The 16,210-nt window shown below is 66.7% G+C and carries 13 protein-coding genes; 5 read left to right on the top strand and 8 right to left on the bottom strand.

Going from position 1 to position 16,210, the window contains the following annotated elements; all coding sequences use genetic code 11:
- Window positions 1-3 precede the first annotated feature (3 nt).
- A complete protein-coding gene (locus EWH21_RS06785) occupies window positions 4-882 on the bottom strand; it encodes a CoA-transferase (protein WP_277700113.1) in 879 nt (292 codons plus the stop codon).
- Window positions 883-891: 9 nt separating this feature from the next.
- The gene (locus tag EWH21_RS06780) at window positions 892-1,785 is read right to left on the bottom strand and encodes a VOC family protein (protein WP_277700112.1); all 894 of its coding nucleotides are present in this window, start codon (window positions 1,783-1,785) and stop codon (window positions 892-894) included.
- Window positions 1,786-1,964: 179 nt separating this feature from the next.
- Between EWH21_RS06780 and EWH21_RS06775 the strand changes: the two genes are divergently transcribed.
- Together EWH21_RS06775 and EWH21_RS06770 are read left to right on the top strand one after the other, a co-directional pair.
- Window positions 1,965-3,125: an acyl-CoA dehydrogenase family protein gene (locus EWH21_RS06775; RefSeq protein ID WP_277700111.1), complete on the top strand. Its 1,161-nt coding sequence runs from the start codon at window positions 1,965-1,967 to the stop codon at window positions 3,123-3,125.
- The gene (locus EWH21_RS06770) at window positions 3,122-4,315 is read left to right on the top strand and encodes an acyl-CoA dehydrogenase family protein (RefSeq protein ID WP_277700110.1); all 1,194 of its coding nucleotides are present in this window, start codon (window positions 3,122-3,124) and stop codon (window positions 4,313-4,315) included. The genes EWH21_RS06775 and EWH21_RS06770 overlap by 4 nt, the downstream gene beginning before the upstream one ends.
- Before the next feature lie 378 nt (window positions 4,316-4,693).
- Here EWH21_RS06770 and EWH21_RS06765 read toward each other — a convergent pair whose 3' ends face one another.
- The 5 genes from EWH21_RS06765 to EWH21_RS06745 form a co-directional block, all read right to left on the bottom strand.
- Entirely contained in the window at window positions 4,694-5,470 is a 777-nt protein-coding gene (locus tag EWH21_RS06765) for an SDR family oxidoreductase (RefSeq protein WP_277700109.1), read from the bottom strand.
- Between the two features lie 74 nt (window positions 5,471-5,544).
- Window positions 5,545-7,152, bottom strand: a complete 1,608-nt coding sequence (locus tag EWH21_RS06760; protein WP_277700108.1) for a FadD3 family acyl-CoA ligase — start codon at window positions 7,150-7,152, stop codon at window positions 5,545-5,547.
- A 22-nt stretch (window positions 7,153-7,174) separates the two neighbouring features.
- Window positions 7,175-8,197 carry a ferredoxin--NADP reductase gene (locus tag EWH21_RS06755; protein ID WP_277700107.1) on the bottom strand — a complete coding sequence of 341 codons (1,023 nt, stop codon included), beginning with the start codon at window positions 8,195-8,197 and terminating at the stop codon, window positions 7,175-7,177.
- 11 nt (window positions 8,198-8,208) lie between these two features.
- Complete coding sequence (locus EWH21_RS06750; RefSeq protein ID WP_277700106.1) at window positions 8,209-9,960, bottom strand: FAD-dependent oxidoreductase; 1,752 nt, start codon at window positions 9,958-9,960, stop codon at window positions 8,209-8,211.
- Between the two features lie 82 nt (window positions 9,961-10,042).
- Window positions 10,043-11,230 (bottom strand): acyl-CoA dehydrogenase family protein, encoded by a 1,188-nt coding sequence (locus EWH21_RS06745; protein WP_277700105.1) that lies wholly within the window; start codon window positions 11,228-11,230, stop codon window positions 10,043-10,045.
- 203 nt (window positions 11,231-11,433) lie between these two features.
- On the opposite strand from EWH21_RS06745, the gene EWH21_RS06740 reads away from it, so the two are divergent.
- The 3 genes from EWH21_RS06740 (at window position 11,434) to EWH21_RS06730 (ending at window position 15,318) form a co-directional block, all read left to right on the top strand.
- The gene (locus EWH21_RS06740; RefSeq protein WP_277700104.1) at window positions 11,434-12,411 is read left to right on the top strand and encodes a flavin reductase; all 978 of its coding nucleotides are present in this window, start codon (window positions 11,434-11,436) and stop codon (window positions 12,409-12,411) included.
- A gap of 124 nt (window positions 12,412-12,535) precedes the next feature.
- Complete coding sequence (locus EWH21_RS06735) at window positions 12,536-14,734, top strand: OsmC domain/YcaO domain-containing protein (protein ID WP_277700103.1); 2,199 nt, start codon at window positions 12,536-12,538, stop codon at window positions 14,732-14,734.
- Between the two features lie 2 nt (window positions 14,735-14,736).
- On the top strand, window positions 14,737-15,318 hold the full coding sequence (locus tag EWH21_RS06730; protein ID WP_152488056.1) for a nucleotidyltransferase family protein: 582 nt from the start codon (window positions 14,737-14,739) through the stop codon (window positions 15,316-15,318).
- A gap of 7 nt (window positions 15,319-15,325) precedes the next feature.
- Here the strand turns inward: EWH21_RS06730 and EWH21_RS06725 are convergent, their stop codons facing one another.
- Entirely contained in the window at window positions 15,326-16,210 is an 885-nt protein-coding gene (locus EWH21_RS06725) for a LysR family transcriptional regulator (protein WP_277700102.1), read from the bottom strand.

Below are 16,210 nucleotides of genomic sequence, written 5' to 3'. Positions count from 1 at the left end.
TCCTCAGAACTGCGGTTGGGCAAGGCTGGACAGGCGCTCGGCGCCACCGTTCCTGGCCTGGTAATCGGCCTCGCTGACGTGCACGAACTCGTCCATGTAGGCGGCCCAGCCGTTGTCGCCCTCGGCCGACTCGGCGTAGCGCTTCATGTGCACCAGGTCCCAGCCGTAGTCCGGGGCGCAGGTGGTCGGGTGCGCACCGAAGGGGGCATGCACCACACCAGTGACCAGGTAGCGCTCGAACAGGTTGAAGCGCGCCTGCTCGGCGGTCAGCTCTAAGCGATCGCGGAGGCGCTCGCAGGACACCACGCAGTGCGCCGAGGCACGGGCCATCAGGTGGTCGAAGTAGGCGTCGTTGCCAGTGGTCAGGGTGTTGCCCAGGCGATCGGCTTCGTTGACATGCAGGAAGCTGATGTCCAGGTTCAGCGCCGGCATCGCCAGCAGCACCTCGCCGTCGGCGTAGGGCGAGGTGATGGTCCTGATCTCCGGGTTCAAGCGGGTGACATCGGTGGCCAGCCCGCAACGGGTCGGCAGGAACGGCAGGCGCATGCCGGCAGCACGCAAGCCCCACTGGAACATGCCCTCGTCCAGTTCCATCAGTTCCCTGAGCTGACCGCTCTGGCGGCATTTGCGAAACCAGGGTTCGAGCGGAATGGCATCCAGGGTGGCGAAGCCGAAGACCAGCTTTCTCACCTTGCCGGCGGCGCACAGCATGCCCATCTCCGGGCCGCCGTAGCCGACCACGGTGAGGTCCTTGACGTCAGAGCGCAGGATCTCGCGGACGATGCTCATTGGCTTGCGCCGCGGCCCCCAGCCACCAAAACCGACCGTCATGCCATCGCGCAGCAGCGCCACGGCCTGCCGGGTTGTCAGCTGTTTGTTCATGTCGATTCCTTACTGCTGGCGCCCGACCGAGAAGTCGTGCCCCCAGATGCTGACGCGGGTGAACTCGAGGACGCTGTGCGCCGTCCAGTCCAGTTGCAGGCCACCGAAGCCGTACTCCAGATCGAAGCCGGACGGGGTCTGCATGTAGAAACTGGTCATGCGATCGTTGAGGTGCTGGCCCAGCGTCGCCGACAGCGGGGTGCCCTGAGCCAGCATGCGGTCATGGGCACGACCGACCTCGGTCATCGAGTCCACTTCGACCATCGCGTGCACGCAACCGCTGGCCACCGGGTACTCGGCGAACGCCAGGCTGTGATGGCGCGCATTGGCGCAATGCAGGAAGTGGATGCGCACCGCCGGGGCATCGGGGGACGGACGGAAGTTGAAGATGTCGGAGAGCCGGAAGCCCAGCACATCGCGGGCGAACGCCAGGGTTTCGTCGAAGTTCGGCGCGGGCAACACGGTGTGGCCCAGGCCCATGTCGCCGGTGACGAAGCGCGGCACCCCCTGCGGCGAAACGAACGGCTGGCAGTCGGAGCGATGTCCCCAGCACAGCTCATGGCGATTGCCGGACGGGTCGATGACCACGGCCAGTGCCTGCACACCGCGCTGCTCGATCTCCTCTGCACTGCCCAGCACATAGGTCACCGCGCGCGCCTCCAGCACCTGCAGGGCATGGCCGAAGGCAGCGGCGCTGGCCAGCTCCCATCCCGAGGCCAGGTAGCGGCGCTCGTCGCCCTCGACGATGAGCATGCGAAACGGACGCTCGTCCATCTTCACATACAGGCCACCTTGCGGCGCTGAGCTCACCGGCATGCCGAGCACATCCTCGGCGTAGCGCCGCCAGTCGCTCAAGTTGCCGACCTGAGCCACGAAGTAACTCAGCCCGAGGATCTCGATCATGTCCCTGCTCCTGAAGTGGTCGTTGCATGACAGGGGCCATTGTGCGAAGCGCCCCGCGCCACTTCATCGTCCGTTGAGACTAAGGCCGATGCCTTGCCTGCTAGTCCTTTTTGGGGATTCGCCGGCGCGGACGCCCGGGCAGACTCATGAGCGATAGAGGTCGACTCCAGGAGCCTGCAATGGACTTCGCGTTCAGCGACGAGCAATTGATGATTCAGCAAAGCGCCGCCAGCTTTCTCGCCAAGGCGTCCGCCTCAGCAGCCGTGCGCCAGGCCATGCTCAGCGCGGAGGGCTTCTGCCCCCTGGTCTGGCGCCAGATCGCCCAGGAGCTGTACTGGCCAGCGCTGATCGTCCCGGAGCAGTACGGCGGCCTGGGTCTGGGCTTTGTCGAACAGGCCATTCTGCTCGAACAGATGGGCCGTCACCTGCTCTGCGCGCCGTTCCTCTCCAGCGCCTGCCTGGCCACTCCGGCCCTGTTGCTGGGCAGCAACGAAGCGCTGCGCGAACAGCTGTTGCCGGAGCTGGCAGCGGGCAGCCTGCGCGCCTCCCTCGCCTACCAGCACGCACGCGGCGACTGGCGCCAGGCCCGGCAACCGCAGGCACGCGCGCAAAACGACGGCTGGCGGCTCAGCGGCCAGTACGACGCCGTGCTGGATGGCGCGCAGGCCGATCTGCTGCTGATCGCCTGCCAGCTGGACGATGAGCGCCTCAGCCTGTTCGCCGTTGCTGCCGACCAGGCCGGCATCAGCCGTGAGACGCTGCCGACGATGGACCAGACCCGCCGCCTGGCGCGCATCCAGCTCGACGACGTGCCGCTCAGGGCCGAGCAGTGCCTGAGCCCGGTGGGCCACGCCGCCGAACTGCTGGACAAGGTGCTGCAGATCGGCGCCATCGCCCTGGCCTGCGAGCAGGTCGGTGGCGCCCAGCAGAGCCTGGACCTGACCCTCGCCTACATCGCCGAGCGCAAGCAGTTCAACCGTTCCATCGCCAGTTTCCAGGCCATCAAGCATCGCTGTGCCGATCTCATGCTGGCCATCGAGAACGCCCGTTCAGCGGCCTACTACGCCGCCTGCGTGGCCCATGAGGCGCTGGCGGCGGAAGGCGACGCCGGGCTCGCCGGCGAGCTCGGCGAAGCGGCGGCCATCGCCAAGAGCGAAGCCAGCGAGGCCTTCATGCGCAGCGCCGGCGAGTCGATCCAGCTGCACGGCGGGGTCGGCTTCACCTGGGAGTATGACCCTCACCTGTATTTCAAACGCGCCCGCGCCAGCGAGCAGATGCTGGGCAACCCCAGCTGGCACCGCGAGCGCCTGGCCACCCTGATCCTGGAGTCACAGCCATGAAAATCGGATTCAGCCCCGAGGATGAAGCCTTCCGCGCGGAGGTTGCCAGCTGGCTCGACGAGCATCTGCAAGGCCCCTTTGCCATCCTGCGCTTCCGCGGTGGCCCGGGGGACGAGCACGCGTATCCCAAAGAGCGCAAGGCCTGGGAGCGGGAAATGGCCAAGGGCGGCTGGATCGGCCTGGGCTGGCCCAGGGCCCTGGGCGGACGCGAACTGTCGATCAGCCAGCAAGTGATCTTCCATGAGGAGTATGCCCGCGCCGGAGGCCCCGGCCGCATGGGCCACATCGGCGAAGGCCTGATCGGCCCGACGCTGATCGCCATGGGTAGCCCCGCGCAACAGCAGCGCTTCCTGCCCGGCATTCTCAAGGGCGAGGAATTCTGGTGCCAGGGCTACTCGGAGCCGAGCGCAGGCTCCGACCTGGCGAGCGTCAAGACCCGCGCCCAGCTCGACGCCGAGGGTCGCAACTGGCTGATCAACGGGCAGAAGGTGTGGACCTCGCTGGCCCATGAGTCGCAATGGTGCTTCGTGCTGGCGCGCACCGAACCCGGCAGCGTCGGCCACCACGGCCTGAGCTTCCTGCTGGTGCCGATGGATCAACCGGGCATCGAGGTCCAGCCGATCCAGCAACTCACCGGCACCAGCGAGTTCAACGAAGTGTTCTTCGCCGATGCCGTCAGCGCAGCGGAACACATCATCGGCCAGCCCGGCGACGGCTGGAAAGTGGCCATGGCCCTGCTCGGCTTCGAACGGGGCGTTTCCACCCTCGGCCAGCAGATGCTGTTCCGGAACGAACTGGACGAGGTGATCCGCCTGGCCAAGGCCAACGGCGCCGCCCGGGACGCGCTGATTCGTCAGCGCCTGGCCCAGGCCTGGGCAGGCCTCAAGGTGCTGCGCTACAACTCGCTACGCATGCTCTCCGGCCCCCGGGATGGCAGCCTGCGCCGCGAGGCGATGATCTACAAGCTGGCCTGGTCGACCTGGCACCTGGAACTGGGCAAGCTGGCCATGGACGTGCTCGGCGACCAGGCCGAACTGCTCGAGACGGCGCCTTACGGCCTGTCACGCCTGCAGTCGCTGTTTCTGTTCACCCGCTCCGACACGATCTATGGCGGCAGCAACGAGATCCAGCGCAACATCATCGCCGAGCGCGCCCTGGGCATGCCACGCGAGCCCCGCGTGCAGGCCTGAACCAAGCCCACCTTGGCGGTAATGCTGTTCACATGAGAAGTGGTCGGACGCGATCAGTCCCCTCGCCCCCTTGAAGGGGGACACCGGCAGTTTTGCGGCCTTTTCAGCCCTCTCCCCCAGCCCCTCTCCCATGAATGGGAGAGGGGAGCCAAACGGCTGCAACCTTGAATGGACAGCTCTACGCCTCGGCGGGCTCGACGGCGCGGCCTTGAGCAGCTCGGCGACCACTTCGTCGGGGATGCTGGCCAACATCGGGGGGGTTCTCCTGCCCGTTTCTGAGTTAAAGACACGGGCAGCGAAAGGCGCGACCCGCTGGCCTGCATGCTCGAATGGCCACACGCCGGTGGCATCGTCCGACGGGACTAAAGCGCTCGCGACTCAGGCGTTGGCGGCAGCCAGGAACGCAGGGCGCTCACCGCCGCCATGCAACAGCAGGTTGCAGCCACTGGCATAGCTGGCCAGCGGCGAGGCGATATAGACACAGGCCGCACCGATGTCCTCGGGGTTGGCCAGGCGCCCGGCCGGAATGGTGGCGCTGACGGCGGCGATGCCTGCCTCGTCGCCATAGTGCTGGTGCGACTGCTCGGTGCGTACCAGGCCCGGACTGACCGTGACCACGCGGACCTTCGGCGCCCACTCCACGGCCAGGGAACTCGCCAGCGACAGGATGCCGGCCTTGGCCGCACCGTAGACGGCAGTCAGCGGCGACGGGCGCAACGCACTGATGCTGCCGATGAACAGGATCACGCCGCCCTCGGCCTGCTCCTGCATGATCGCGTTGGCCTGCTGCGCCACATTCAGCGGGGCGATCAGGTTCAGGCGGATGATGCTTTCGCTGAAGCGTGGCGAAACGCTGGCCGCCTCGGCAGGCGGGCTGCCACCGGCATTGTTGACGACCACGTCGAGGCGCCCGAAGTCGCCAAGCACCTGGGCGAACAGACGCTGCAGCGACGCCACCTCGCGCACATCAGCGACCACGAAGTGAGCACTGCGGCCCTCGACCTGCGGCAGCTGCTCCGGCGCACTGCGGCCACACACCACCACCTGCGCACCGGCGGCGAGAAAGCTGCGACTGATGCCCGCACCGACCCCCTTGGCCCCGCCCGTGATCAGCACCACCTTGCCGTGATAATTCAGGCCCGTCCGGATATCCATGAGCAGCTCCCCTTGCGATCAGGCCTGACTCTAGGCGTTCGCCGGCACGGCTTCGTCGTCTGAACGGACGATGATCACCCCATCGCCACGGCGGCGCGCAGCCGGTTCTTGTCCACCTTGTTCGATGGATTGAGCGGTAGCGCGTCGAGAAAATGCACGAAGCGCGGCACCTTGTAGTTGGCCATGCGCTCGCGGCTCCAGGCGATCAGTTCCGCTTCGTCCAGCTGCGCCCCGACGCGCCGCACGACGCAGGCGCAGCCGACCTCGCCCATCCGGGAGTCCGGCACACCGATCACCGCCACCTGGGCGATCGCCGGGTGTTCCAGCAAGCCGGCCTCGATCTCCGCCGGGTAGCAGTTGAACCCACCCACGATGAACATGTCCTTGAGCCGATCGGTGATGCGCAGGTTGCCGGCTTCGTCCAGGCTGCCGACGTCGCCGGTATGCAGCCAGCCCTCGTCATCGATCGCTTCGCGGGTCGCCTCGGGGTTCTGGAAGTAGCCCGGCATGACATGGAAGCCACGCAGGCAGATCTCCCCACTGGCACCGGCCGCGACGGCACGGTTGCCGGCATCGCGAATGCTCACCTCGGTGCCGGCAATCGGCTGGCCGCTGGTGCCGGCGATGACCCGCGCATCGGCTTGCGGATCACAGATGGTGGCCAGGCCACCGCACTCGGTCAGGCCATAGGCGGTGGTCACCACGCGAAAGCCCAGCTCCTCGCGCATGCGCTGGATCAGCACCTCCGGGATGGCCGAGGCACCGGTCACCGCCACCCGCAGCGATGACAGGTCCGTCTGCGTCAGCTGCGGATGCGCCAGCATCGACAGGTACAGGGTCGGCGGGCCGGGTAGCACGCTGATGCGCTCCTCGGCGATGCGCCGGAACACCGCCTCGGCATCGAACACCGGGTGGGGCAGGATGGTCGCGCCGGCCAGCAGGCAGGTCATCCAGCCGGCCTTGTAGCCAAAGGCGTGGAAGAACGGATTGACGATCAGATAACGGTCGCCCGGCACCAGCCCCAGCACCTTGCCGAACTCGCGAAAGGCCCGGGTGACCTGGCCGTGGGCACTCATCACGCCCTTGGGCTTGCCGGTGGTGCCGGAGGTGAACAACAGGTCGCTGAGGTGCTCGGGAGTCAGCAATTCAGCCCGTTGCCGGGCGATGCTTTCCTCGACGTGGCGCCCGCTGGCGAGAAACGCGCTCCAGCTCAGCGTGTCAGGCAGCGCCTGGGGCTGGCCGCCGAAGACCACCTGGCACGCCAGCCCCAGCGGGCGACAGGGCGCCAGCAGCGCCGGGTAGTCGACACCGAGGAACTCCCCCTGAACGAACAGGATGCGCGCGCCGCTGCGTTCAAGCACATCGGCCGCCTCCGGGCCCTTCATGCGGGTGTTGACCGGCACCAGCACCGCCCCCGCGCACTGGATGCCCAACGCGGTGATGATCCACTGACGACCGTTCGGCGCCCACACGGCGACCCTGTCACCTGGCTCGATAGCGCAGGCGATCAGGGCCCGCGATACCTCCAGCACCTGGCCCGGCAGATCGGCGTAGTCGATGACCCCGCCCTCGTCCTCGATGGCGGGACGGCCGGCATGCACACGTGCAGCCTCGAACAGCATGGCCGGAATCGAGCTGGCAGACGCCACCTCAGGCGCCGGCATCGTGACGGTCTGGGTCATTGCAACAGGCTCGGCTGGCGAATCATTCAGGAAAGCGGATATGCAGCACATCGCTGGTCGGCACCGCCTGGCAGCAGAGGATCCAGCCCTCGGCCAGCTCGGTGGCGTCCAGCACATCGTTGACCAGCAACTGTGCACTGCCCTGTTCCAGGGTGCACATGCACGAGGCGCAGCCGCCGACACGACAGGAACTGGGCGGCTTGAGACCGGCACGCTCCATGGCCTGCAGCAGGGTTTCGCCGCGCTGGCAGTCCAGCTCGTGGTGCGCGCCGTCGAGCGCCACGCGCACCTGCGCGGCGACCACCGTGTCGATGCGGGCCAAGGGCTGGCTCTCTCCCTCGCCGGGCAAGGATACGAAGCGCTCGATGTGGATACGTCCCCTGGGCACGCGCAACCGCTGCAAGGCATGGCTGGCGGCGTCCATGAACGGCCCGGGGCCGCAGATGAACGCCTCGGCATGGGCCAGCGGACGGGCCAGTTCGGCGAGTTGCTCGACCTGCGGGATACCCTGCAGCGAGTCCAGCCAGTGCACCACCTGCAGACGCGACGGATAAGCGCTGGCCAGCGCCTTGAGCACATCCCGGAAGATCACCGAATCCTGATCGCGGTTGGCGTAGATCAGCAGAATGCGCCCCTGGCCGACCAGCAGCGCCGAGCGCAGGATCGACAGCAGGGGCGTGACGCCGCTGCCGCCGCCGAACAGCAGCAGATCGCCATTCAGGTCACGGGGCACGAAGACCCCACCCGGGGCCATCACCTGCAATTCGTCGCCGGCCTCGACCGCATCGCACAGCCAGTTCGAGGCCCGCCCGTCGACCACACGCTTGATGGTCACCCGTAACGGCTCGTCGGCCAGCGGCGTGCTCGAGAGCGAGTAGCAGCGCGGCAGCCAGCCCTCGTCATGCGGCACGCGCAGGGTCAGAAACTGTCCGGGCTGATAACGGAATTGCTCAGCCAGCTCGGCCGGCACATCGAATACCAGGGAACGGGCATCGGCCGTTTCCTCGACCACCTGCTTCACGCGCAGCACCCTGTAATTACTCATTCGATGCTCACTCATCTCGTGCCTTCGCTCAGACCCGCAGCCGCCACCCCCTGCCCCTGCTGCGCGGCCAGGTGGCGGGCGGCGATGTAGGCGAAGGTCATGGCCGGGCCCAGTGTGCCGCCAGCCCCCGGATAGGTGGTGCCCATCACCGATGCCGAGGCGTTGCCGATGGCATACAGACCGGCAATCGGCTGACCGCTTTCATGCAGCACCTGGGCATGCTCGTTGGTGAGCAGCCCGCCCTTGGTCCCGATGTCGCCGGCATCGATGCGCATGGCATAGAACGGCGCCTTGCGCAGCGGCGCCAGGCAGGGGTTGGGCTTGACGTTGACATCACCGTAATAGCGATCGAAGACATTGCCGCCACGGCCGAAGTCGCGGTCGTGGCCGTCCTGGGCGAAACCGTTGAGCCGCTCGACGCTGGCCTGCAGGACGCCCGCATCCATGCCGAGCCGGGCGGCCAGCTGCTCCAGCGTATCGGCCTTGTAGTAGAGGTTGTCGAGCCACTGCGCCGGGAGGCGGCTGTCCGGCATGATCTGCGCGGGCATCAACGGGCCCATGGCGTAGTGGAAGCGAAAATGTGCGTCGAAGATCACCCAGGCCGACAGCTGCTCGGGGCCCTTGCCTCGGTTGTTGCGGTACATGGCATCGACGAATTCCAGATAGGGCGCCGCCTCGTTGACGAAGCGCCGGCCCTGCTGGTTGACCACGATAGCGCCAGGAAACGCGCGCTCGACGAACAGCGGCCGCGCCTTCTCTTCGCCCGGCACGGAGATCGTCGGCGTCCACCAGCACCAGTCCATCAGGTCGGTCGCGGCCCCCTGCGCCTGCGCCGCCCGCAATGCGGAGCCGGTGTTGTTGCCCGGCGGCGTGGCGCTCCACTCGCGGCGGCTCGGCTTCGGCAGATAGCGATCACGCAGTGCCTGGTTCTGTTCGAAGCCGCCGCTGGCGAGGATCACCCCGAGACGGGCGCCGATCAACTGCTCCTGGCCGTCACGCATGAGCTTGACGCCGACGACGCGGCCGTCCTCGACGTGCAGGTCCTGAACGTCGCAGCCGAGCCACAGCGGCACGTCGCGATCCATCAGCGAGCGTCGCAGCGAGGCCACCAGCGAGCCGCCCAGCGCCGTACGCCGGTCCAGCTCGCTCTTGCGTCGCCACTTGAAGTCGAGCCTGTAGCGCAGCAGCAACCCCAGCACCATCAGGCGCCAGCCGAAGCTGCGCGACATGGCCCTGTGCGCTTGACGCGCGGTCCATGAGACCTTGCCCATCAGCAGGGTGGTGATCGAAGCCGGCCGCATGTCGTGGAATTCCTCTTCGAGCACGCTGGCATCGAAGATCTCCGGGTCCAGCGAGCGACCGCCGGGCAGCGAACCGGGTAGATGTGGGTAGTAATCGGGGTACTTCTCGGCCACGGCATAGCGCACGTGACTGCAGGCCTCCAGTTCACGCAGCATCTTCGGCGCCTGCTCCAGGTAGGTACGCAGACGCTTATCGGCGACGCGCTCGCCTACTGCGGCCTTGAGGTAGGTCCAGGCCTTGTCCGGGCTGTCGTTACCGCCCTTGGCAGTGAAATGATGGTTGTTGGGAATCCAGATGCCGCCACCGGAAATGGCCGAGGTGCCGCCGAACTGCTGGCTCTTCTCCAGGACCAGCACGGAGAGCCCCTGATCGGCGGCGAACACCGCTGCCGTCATGGCCCCCGCCCCGGAACCCACGATGATGACGTCATAGCTGGTCTGTGGCTGTTCGTGAATGGTCATTGTTGTGATGCCTTGGCCGAAGGGAAACACCGGCAACCACGGCTGCCGTCTTGCAGCGGGCCTGGCGATCCAGGCCCGCTGCTCACACGAAGGGGTCCGGATTGGGCAGCCCCAGCTGCACCGCACCGTAGCTACGGCCATAGGCCATGTAGTTGTTGGCGATATGCCCGCGCGCCTGGTGCAGGTCGCGGAAGATGCGCGCCACCGGATTGCTGTCGTAGAGCCCGGAGGCGGCCATGTTGCGCAGCAGCTCGCTGACCTTCTCGGCACAGATGTTGGTGACGTAGGAGGACTGATAGCGGTACTGCAGACGCATCTCGACATCCGGGTACTCGCCCGCCTCGGCCAGCGCCAGCAGTTGCGCGTAGTTGCGCATCAGCACCAGCTTGAGGCTGTCCACGGTGTTCAGCGCGTCGGCCACGGCGATCTGCGCCATCGGGTCCTCGGCGGTCCTGGCGCCATGCTTGCCGACATGCTGCGCGGCACTGGCGCAGTACTCGTTGATCGCCCCCTGCAACGCACCGATGGCCGCCGTGGACACCGCACGGGCGAAGACCTGGGCGAAGGGGATGGCGTAGATCGGGCTGGTGTTGAGGCGTCGCCCCGGCGTGGCCTCCAGGGTCGAGTTGTTGGTGCGCTGGACACGATGCGCCGGGACGAACACGTCCTCGACCACGATGTCATGGCTGCCCGTGCCACGCAGGCCCAGCACCTCCCAGTTGTGCTCGATGCGGTAGTCGCTTCTGGGCAGCAGGAACGTACCGTGCTCGGCCGGCATGTCAGCGTCCGCCGGCAGGATGCCCCCCAGAAAGCACCAGCTGCAGTGCTCGCTGCCACTGGAGAAGCCCCAGCGCCCGCTGATGCGATAGCCGCCCTCGACCGGCGTCACCTTCGCCACCGGCATGTAGGTCGAGGAAATCAGCGTGTCGCAACCCTGTTCCCACACGTCACGCTGCGCCTCCACCGGATAGCGGGCCAGCTGCCAGGGGTGCACGCCGATCACACCATAGATCCAGGCAGTGGACATGCAGCCTTCGGCAAGCGTCATCTGGATCTCGAAGAAGGTGCGCGGATCGACCTCGTGACCACCGAAGGCCTTCGGCTGCAGCACACGAAAGAGACCCAGCGCCTGCATCTCCATCACGGTCTCGACCGGCACCTTGAAGTCACGCTCGGCCTTGGCCGCACGCGCCTTGAGCCTGGGCACCAGGCTGCGTGCACGATCGATCAGTTCGAGTTCCACAGGCGTCTTGTCTCGCATGCCAGTCATCCGTCGGCTCTCTCTTGGTAGGGCGCAGTTGCGCGGGCCTGGACAGATGATCGGCCGCCGCCGGACGTTGCTCATCGTCAAAGTGGACTACGTCAGGCGTCGACTCGGGTCTTGGCGAAACTGCCACTAGTCCATTGAGACGATGTTGATCCCGCCAGCGCTCTCGATACTGCAATCATGAAACCCTGCTCAACGAGCCCGACATGACCGCACATCGATGCTTCGACCCCCAGGCCTTCCGCACGGCCCTGGGCACGTTCACGACCGGCGTGACCATCATCACCAGCTGTAGCGAAGAGGGAGAGGTGGTCGGCATCACCGCCAACAGCTTCAACTCGGTGTCCCTCAATCCACCGATGGTGCTGTGGAGCCTGGCCAAGAGCGCGCGCAGCCTGCAGACCTTCAGCAAGGCCAGGCACTGGAACGTGCATGTGCTTTCCACCGAGCAGGAGGAGCTGTCCGGACGCTTCGCCCGCCAGGGTGAAGACAAGTTCGCCGGTGTCCGCCTGGATAACGGCCTCAGCAACGCCCCCCTGCTGCAGGACTGCACCGCGCGCTTCCAGTGCCGCACCGCCTTCCAGTACGAAGGCGGCGACCATGTGATCTTCGTCGGCGAGGTGCTCGCCTTCGATCACAGCGAGCGTGCCCCGCTGGCCTTCCAGCGCGGCCAGTACGCCCTGACCACGCGCAAGCCACCTGAAGAGCTGCGCCTGGGCTGCGAGCCACCACCGGAGTGCAGCTACACCGAGGACCTGCTCGGCTACCTGCTCGGCCGCTCGCACTATCAGTTGCTGCACGCGCTGCGCCGTCAGCTGCCGTCACGACAGCTCGACGAGCATGCCTTCTTCGTGCTGTCGGTACTGTGCATCCGCGACGGCCTGAGCCTGGATGAGCTCAACGCCTTCGTCTCCTACACCGGCAAGCCTGTGCAGACCACGACGCTGCTGTTTCTCGAGCGCCAGGGGCTCATCGCGAGCGAACGCAAGGGCGCTGAGACGCTGTACGTGCTGACGGCCAAGGGCCGGGAGTGCTCGCTGGAGGAAATAGCCCTGGCCAAGGCGGTCGAGGAGGAGGTCTCCTCGCGCCTGGGCAGCAGCGATGTCGAGGCGCTGAAGGTACTGCTCAAGCGCCTGATCGCCAACACCGACTGTGGCGTACCCGATCTCTGGGGGCCTCGCTGAGGCCAGGGGCTTCACCGCCCATCGCGCATGCACCGCGCATCGAACCATCCGCTCGCCGATACAGACTTCCCCCGGAAAACCCGGATAATGGCGGCCATTTCGTTTCGCTTGCTGGTGCCGCCCCATGGAAATCAAGGTCAACTTTCTCGACAACCTTCGCCTCGAAGCCAAGTTCGATGACTTCACGGTGATCGCCGATCAGCCGATCCGCTACAAGGGCGACGGCTCGGCGCCGGGACCGTTCGACTACTTCCTCGCCTCCTCGGCGTTGTGCGCGGCCTATTTCGTCAAGCTGTACTGCCAGACGCGGGACATCCCCACCGAGCACATTCGCCTGTCGCAGAACAACATCGTCGACCCGGAGAACCGCTACGCGCAGATCTTCAAGATCCAGGTCGAGCTGCCGGCCGACATTTCCGAGAAGGACCGCCAGGGCATCCTGCGCTCCATCGACCGCTGCACGGTGAAGAAGGTGGTGCAGCAGGGCCCCGAGTTCATCATCGAGGAAGTCGACAACCTCGACGCGGACGCCCAGGCGCTGCTGATGCCGGTGTCCGACAGCACGACCTACATTCCGGGCAAGGACCTACCACTGGAACAGACCATCGCCAACATGTCGGGCATCCTCGCCGACCTGGGGATGAAGATCGAGATCGCCTCCTGGCGCAACATCGTGCCCAACGTCTGGTCGCTGCATATCCGTGATGCGCAGTCGAACCTGTGCTTCACCAACGGCAAGGGTGCGAGCAAGGAAAGCGCCCTGGCGTCGGCGCTGGGCGAGTTCATCGAACGGCTCAACTGCAACTTCTTCTACAACGACCAGTTCTGGGGCGAGGACATCGCCAATGCCGCGTTCGTCCACTACCCCGACGAGCGCTGGTTCAAGCCGGGGCCGAAGGATGCACTGCCGGCCGAGATCCTCGACGAGCACTGCCTGGCCATCTACAACCCGGATGGCGAGCTGCGCGGCTCGCACCTGTTCGACACCAACTCGGGCAACAGCGCACGCGGCATCTGCTCGCTGCCCTTCGTGCGCCAGAGCGACGGTGAGACGGTGTACTTCCCGTCCAACCTGATCGAGAACCTGTACCTGTCCAACGGCATGAGCGCCGGCAACACCCTGGCCGAAGCGCAGGTGCAGTGCCTGTCGGAAATCTTCGAGCGCGCGGTCAAGCGCGAGATCCTGGAGAACGAACTGGCCCTGCCGGACGTGCCGCAGGAGGTGCTGGCCAAGTACCCGGGCATCGTCGCCGGCATCCAGGGTCTGGAAGAACAAGGCTTCCCGGTGCTGGTCAAGGACGCCTCCCTGGGCGGCGAGTTCCCGGTGATGTGCGTGACCCTGATGAACCCGCGCACCGGTGGCGTGTTCGCCTCCTTCGGCGCCCACCCGAGCCTGGAAGTGGCGCTGGAGCGCAGCCTCACCGAGCTGCTGCAGGGGCGCAGCTTCGAGGGGCTGAACGACCTGCCGCAGCCGACCTTCGACAGCCTGGCACTGACCGAACCGAACAACTTCGTCGAGCACTTCATCGACTCCAGCGGCGTGGTGTCCTGGCGCTTCTTCAGCGCCAGGAGCGACTTCGAGTTCGTCGAGTGGGACTTCTCCGGCGAAGGCGCGGAGTCCAACGAACAGGAAGCCGCCACCCTGTTCGGCATCCTCGAAGACCTGGGCAAGGAGGTCTACATGGCCACCTACGACGACCTCGGCGCCAACGCCTGTCGCATCCTGGTGCCGGGCTATTCGGAAATCTACCCAGTGGAAGACCTGATCTGGGACAACACCAACAAGGCGCTGCTGTTCCGCAAGGACATCCTCAACCTGCATGCCCTGAGCGACCGTGAACTCAAGTCGCTGCTGCGCAACCTCAACAACAGCGAGGTCGACGACTACACCGACATCAGCACGCTGATCGGCATCGAGTTCGACGACAACACGGTCTGGGGCCAGCTGACCATTCTCGAACTGAAGCTGCTGATCAACCTGGCGCTGAACAAGTACGACGATGCCAAGGAACTGGTGGAGATGTTCCTGCAATACAACGACAACACCGTCGAACGCGGGTTGTTCTACCAGGCCGTCAATGCCGTGCTGGAGATCCAGCTGGACGACGAACTGGAGCTGGCCGACTACGAGCACAACCTGCGCCGCATGTTCGGCAGCGAACGCATGGATGCGGTGATCGGCTCGGTGCAGGGCAGCGTGCGTTTCCATGGCCTGACACCGACCAGCATGCAGCTCGAAGGGCTGGACAAGCACCTGCGCCTGATCGACAGCTACAAGAAGCTGCACGCCGCCCGCGCCAGGGCGGCCGGGCTGGCCGGCTGAGCATGCGCGCCGAACGCGTCGCGGCGCTGATGCTGGCGGCCGGTTACAGCCGCCGCTTCGGCAGCGACAAGCGTCGCCAGCTGCTCGCCGACGGCCGCTCGCTGCTCGCCGCCAGCCTCGCCCTGCCCTGCGCCCGGCTGGACGAGGTCTGGCTGGTGCTGCGCCCGGACGAAGCCGTGGTGCAGCTGGGCCTGTCCGACCGCGTCAGGCTGGTGCAGCACCCGAGCACGACCCAAGGCATGGGCCACAGCCTGGCGGCCGGCATCGCGCGACTGCAGGCCGAATCGTCCGCGCAGGCCGTGGCGATCTTTCTCGCCGACATGCCGCTGATCCGACGGGACAGCCTGGATGCCCTGCTGGCGCAGGCCAGCGCGAGCAGCATCGTGCAACCCAGCCATCGCGGCAGCCGCGGCCACCCGGTACTGATCGGCCGCGACTTCTGGCCACAGCTTGCCGCGCTGAGCGGCGATGCCGGCGCACGCAGGGTGCTGCAGCGCAACGCCGAGGCCGTGCAGATCGTCGAACTGGACGACCCCGGCGTGCTGCAGGACGTCGATACCCCAGCGGACCTCCCTCAGCTCTAGCGCCGGCTCACGCCCCGCTCTGACGCAGCAGCACCTCGCTCAACGCCTGCGCCGCGCTGGACAGCTGATGCCCGGCCAGGTGCAGCAGACCCACGCGGCGCGAGACCTGCGGCTCGCTGAGCGGCAGGCAGCGGGCGCCCAGGTCCTCCATCTGCTGGCGACACAGCTGCGGCACCGCGCTGACGCCCAGGCCTTCGGCGACCATGCGTCCGACCGTCACCAGCTGGTGGCTCTCGAACGCCACCGGCAGCTTGCCATGCCGGGCGATCACGCTGTCTTCCAGCAGCAGGCGGACTGCCGAGGGCCGCTGCAGGGTGATGAAGGGCTGCTCCAGCAACTGCGCCCAGGTCAGCGCGGACTGCCCGGCCAGTTCGCTGCCGGCCGGCACCACGGCGACGAAACGGTCGTCGTACAGCGCGGTGAACTGCAGGCCGTCGAGGGTCGCCGGCTCGAAGGCGATACCCAGTTCGACACGGCCATCGCGCACCATCTCCATCACCTGCTCGTTGATCACGTCATGCACCGCCACGTTGACCCGCGGATAGGCATCGCGGAACGCGCGCAACGCAGCCGGCAGGCGGTTGCCGGCGAACGACGGCATGGCCGCCACCGCCACCTTGCCCATCTGCAGGGTGAAGTGCTGGCGCAGCAGATCCTCGGCGTTGTCCCAGTCGGCCAGCAGGCGCACGGCGATCGGCAGCAAGGTCTCACCTTCGGGGGTCAGCGCCACGCTGCGGGTGGTGCGTACCAGCAACTGGCCGCCCAGGGACTGCTCCAGGTTCTTGATCGCCAGGCTCAGCGCCGGCTGCGACAGGTGCAGGCGCTCGCAGGCCTGGGCGAAGCTCAGGCTCTGCGCCACGGCGAGAAAGGCGCGTAGCTGCTTGACGGTCAT

The organism is Pseudomonas sp. REST10 (genome assembly GCF_029542605.1).
GTDB lineage: Bacteria > Pseudomonadota > Gammaproteobacteria > Pseudomonadales > Pseudomonadaceae > Aquipseudomonas > Aquipseudomonas khazarica.
This window is presented reverse-complemented; position numbering and strand designations above follow the sequence as displayed.

Excerpts from the sequence above, each read along its gene's own strand:
- EWH21_RS06785 (WP_277700113.1), bottom strand. The coding sequence starts at position 882 with ATGAACAAACAGCTGACAACCCGGCAGGCCGTGGCGCTGCTGCGCGAT.
- EWH21_RS06780 (WP_277700112.1), bottom strand. The coding sequence starts at position 1,785 with ATGATCGAGATCCTCGGGCTGAGTTACTTCGTGGCTCAGGTCGGCAAC.
- EWH21_RS06775 (WP_277700111.1), top strand. The coding sequence starts at position 1,965 with ATGGACTTCGCGTTCAGCGACGAGCAATTGATGATTCAGCAAAGCGCC.
- EWH21_RS06770 (WP_277700110.1), top strand. The coding sequence starts at position 3,122 with ATGAAAATCGGATTCAGCCCCGAGGATGAAGCCTTCCGCGCGGAGGTT.
- EWH21_RS06765 (WP_277700109.1), bottom strand. The coding sequence starts at position 5,470 with ATGGATATCCGGACGGGCCTGAATTATCACGGCAAGGTGGTGCTGATC.
- EWH21_RS06760 (WP_277700108.1), bottom strand. The coding sequence starts at position 7,152 with ATGACCCAGACCGTCACGATGCCGGCGCCTGAGGTGGCGTCTGCCAGC.
- EWH21_RS06755 (WP_277700107.1), bottom strand. The coding sequence starts at position 8,197 with ATGAGTAATTACAGGGTGCTGCGCGTGAAGCAGGTGGTCGAGGAAACG.
- EWH21_RS06750 (WP_277700106.1), bottom strand. The coding sequence starts at position 9,960 with ATGACCATTCACGAACAGCCACAGACCAGCTATGACGTCATCATCGTG.
- EWH21_RS06745 (WP_277700105.1), bottom strand. The coding sequence starts at position 11,230 with ATGACTGGCATGCGAGACAAGACGCCTGTGGAACTCGAACTGATCGAT.
- EWH21_RS06740 (WP_277700104.1), top strand. The coding sequence starts at position 11,434 with ATGACCGCACATCGATGCTTCGACCCCCAGGCCTTCCGCACGGCCCTG.
- EWH21_RS06735 (WP_277700103.1), top strand. The coding sequence starts at position 12,536 with ATGGAAATCAAGGTCAACTTTCTCGACAACCTTCGCCTCGAAGCCAAG.
- EWH21_RS06730 (WP_152488056.1), top strand. The coding sequence starts at position 14,737 with ATGCGCGCCGAACGCGTCGCGGCGCTGATGCTGGCGGCCGGTTACAGC.
- EWH21_RS06725 (WP_277700102.1), bottom strand. The coding sequence starts at position 16,210 with ATGACCGTCAAGCAGCTACGCGCCTTTCTCGCCGTGGCGCAGAGCCTG.